2 protein-coding genes are annotated in these 2178 nt (G+C 65.0%); both read right to left on the bottom strand.

What is annotated here, in order from left to right; translation table 11 throughout:
- Nucleotides 1–253 precede the first annotated feature (253 nt).
- Nucleotides 254–1552 (bottom strand): phosphoribosylamine--glycine ligase, encoded by a 1299-nt coding sequence (gene purD / locus QZY03_RS01445; protein WP_295577502.1) that lies wholly within the window; start codon nucleotides 1550–1552, stop codon nucleotides 254–256.
- Nucleotides 1553–1705: 153 nt separating this feature from the next.
- Nucleotides 1706–1927 (bottom strand): hypothetical protein, encoded by a 222-nt coding sequence (locus tag QZY03_RS01440; protein WP_295577500.1) that lies wholly within the window; start codon nucleotides 1925–1927, stop codon nucleotides 1706–1708.
- Between the last annotated feature and the right edge of the window lie 251 nt (nucleotides 1928–2178).

The raw sequence follows: 2178 nt of genomic DNA, 5'->3' as shown, positions 1-2178 counted from the left end.
GCGCTTGATGACGAGAGAGCATGACCAGATGGCGCTGATCGTGCCGACTTTGGTCATCGTTCCGGCCACTGGAGGTCGAGGCTTTAGCCGGTCCAGCGTGCAGGCACCACGGATTTTCTTTAGGAACTCGGGAATCGCCACCGGCTAAAGCCTCGGCCTCCAGTTGCGGACAGGCCGTCACTGGCCGGAACGATGGTCAAGGCCCGAGTCTACCCCTTTGAGCGTCTTTGTGTGAGAACGGCTCTGTCGTGAATCAACGGCGCGCTTCGCGGGTCTCGCGCGCAATCGCCCGATACCCGATGTCGGTGCGGAAATAGGCATCCGGCCAGGTGATCTCCCGCACTCGGCGGTAGGCACGTTCCTGGGCGTCCAGAACGGTGTCGCCTAGGGCGGTGACGCAGAGCACCCGGCCGCCGGCGGTCAGGGTGGCATCGCCGTCGCGGCGCGTGCCGGCGTGGAAGACCTTGACGGTTGAATCATCGTCGGCGGTCAGGCCGCTGATCGGGACCCCTTGGGCATAGGTGTCCGGATAGCCGCCGGCAGCCATGACGACCCCCAGGGCGACCCGCGGATCCCAGTCGGCCTGGATTTCGTGCAGTCGCCCGTCCAGGGCGGCCAGGCAGAGGGCGACCAGATCCGAGCGCAGCCGCATCAGAATGGGCTGGGTCTCGGGGTCGCCGAAGCGGCAGTTGTACTCCAATACCTTGGGGGTGCCGTCGGCGGCGATCATCAGACCAGCGTAGAGAAAGCCGACATAGGGGGTGCCCTCGGCCGCAAGCCCGGCGACGGTTGGCGCTATGACTTCGCGCATGACGCGGGCGTGGATCTCCGGGGTTACCACCGGCGCCGGGGAGTAGGCGCCCATGCCGCCGGTGTTGGGGCCGCGGTCGCCGTCGTCGCGCGCCTTGTGGTCCTGCGAGGTGGCCATGGCCAGTGCGTGGCGGCCGTCGACCATGACGATGAAACTCGCCTCCTCGCCGGTCAGGAACTCCTCGATCACCACCCGCGCCCCCGCGCTGCCGAACCGTCCGGCACCGAGCATGTCGCGCACCGCCGCCCGTGCGGTGTCCAGGTCCGGCGCGAGGATCACGCCTTTGCCGGCGGCCAGGCCATCGGCCTTGACCACGATGGGCGCGCCGACCTGGTCCAGATAGGCGAGTGCCGGCTCGACTTCGGTGAAGGTTCCGTAAGCCGCGGTGGGGATGCCATGGCGTTCCAGGAAGGCTTTGGAGAACGCCTTGGAGCCCTCGAGTTGAGCGGCGGCCCGGCGGGGGCCGAAGCAGGGCAGACCGGCGGCGGCGAAGGCGTCGACCACCCCGGCGACCAGCGGTACCTCGGGCCCGACGATGGTGAGTCCGATGTTCTGCGCCGTGGCGAATGCGACCAGGCCGGCCAAGTCATCCGCGGCGATGGGGACGTTCTCGATGCCCGGTTCGCGGGCGGTCCCGCCGTTGCCGGGGGCCACATAGACGCGCTGCGCCTGCGGCGATTGAGCCGCTTTCCAGGCGAGCGCGTGTTCTCGCCCACCGCCACCGATGATGAGGATGTTCATGGGTCTGATTGCTCACCTGGGAAACGAAAAAGCCCGCGAAAATGACGGGCTTTGGTGTTGGTTCTTGGGGCTCATTACTCGTCGACCGGTCCCCTCCGTGGCGCTTTCCTTCCGGCATCCTGCCGGAATGACGCTGCAACTGGGGACGGGGTATTACCGGCTGGAACCCACGATCTGATGGGCCAGATCCACCACGCGGTTGGCCATATCCATGTAGTCTTGCCGATAGTTGAGCAGCAGACCTTCGCTCGGTGCCCAGTAGTCCTTGCCGCTGAGCCCGTGCTCATGCTCGTAGGCGATAAACTCTCCCTGCATGGCGATCATCTTGTCGATCAGGTCCTGCTTTTCTTTTTTCAGCGCGGCGATGTCGGTCATGATGCTGTCCCCCATAGGGTTAAAATCGTATGCCGGCGGCAAATTCAGTAAATGCCGAAATCTTAATATACCATGGAGCGCTTGTCTCGGGTCAACCGGGGCGGGTCGCCCAGCAGTTCCAAATTTGGGAGACAGCATCCAGCGTGGAGCCGTCGACGGGGCTGATGGTGGATGCGCTACGCTTATCCACCCTACAAAACCGGCGATTTTGTAGGGTGGATAAGGTGCGCCGCACGATGTTCGGGATTCAG

The sequence above is a fragment of the uncultured Lamprocystis sp. genome (assembly GCF_903933125.1).
GTDB lineage: Bacteria > Pseudomonadota > Gammaproteobacteria > Chromatiales > Chromatiaceae > Thiodictyon.
The sequence above is the reverse complement of the archived record's forward strand: the minus strand, read 5'-3'. Positions and strand labels throughout refer to the sequence as shown.

Coding starts and splice junctions, on each gene's coding strand:
- purD (WP_295577502.1), bottom strand. CDS start 1,552: ATGAACATCCTCATCATCGGTGGCGGTGGGCGAGAACACGCGCTCGCC.
- QZY03_RS01440 (WP_295577500.1), bottom strand. CDS start 1,927: ATGACCGACATCGCCGCGCTGAAAAAAGAAAAGCAGGACCTGATCGAC.